This is a genomic window from Gilliamella sp. Pra-s60, assembly GCF_009795755.1.
In the GTDB taxonomy this organism is placed as follows: domain Bacteria; phylum Pseudomonadota; class Gammaproteobacteria; order Enterobacterales; family Orbaceae; genus Gilliamella.
Window position 1 is genome coordinate 1 of the sequence record NZ_WTFA01000059.1, and the last position, 324, is coordinate 324.

Annotated in this window: 1 protein-coding gene; it reads right to left on the reverse strand. The window is 34.0% G+C overall.

Annotation, left to right across the window (positions count from 1 at the left end):
- Nucleotides 1-100 precede the first annotated feature (100 nt).
- On the reverse strand, nt 101-229 hold the full coding sequence (locus GQ596_RS11180) for a hypothetical protein (RefSeq protein ID WP_255475411.1): 129 nt from the start codon (nt 227-229) through the stop codon (nt 101-103).
- Nucleotides 230-324: the final 95 nt, after the last annotated feature.

A 324-nucleotide genomic window follows, 5' to 3' on the forward strand; every position in this document is an offset into this window, starting at 1 on the left:
AATGCAAAAACCCCAAAAAAGTGGTCAGGAAAGGTATTGATTTTATTGAAGTTTTTATTTAACTCTTTTTAAGCAAAATCAACCAGTTGCATAATTAGCGTTAAATACCAACAACTAACAAACCCGTAAAACCAATAAAAGCATATTCTGGATAACTGCATTTAACCGCAAAAAAGCGGTCAGGAAAGGTACTGATTTTATTGAGTTTTTTATACAATGTTTTTATCAAATAAAATAATCCCCAAAAAAAATCGGCTATGCTATCTGTTTTATTCAGGCGTCAGAATGTGCCGACAACAGAGCGAGGTTAGCACGCCAAACAGG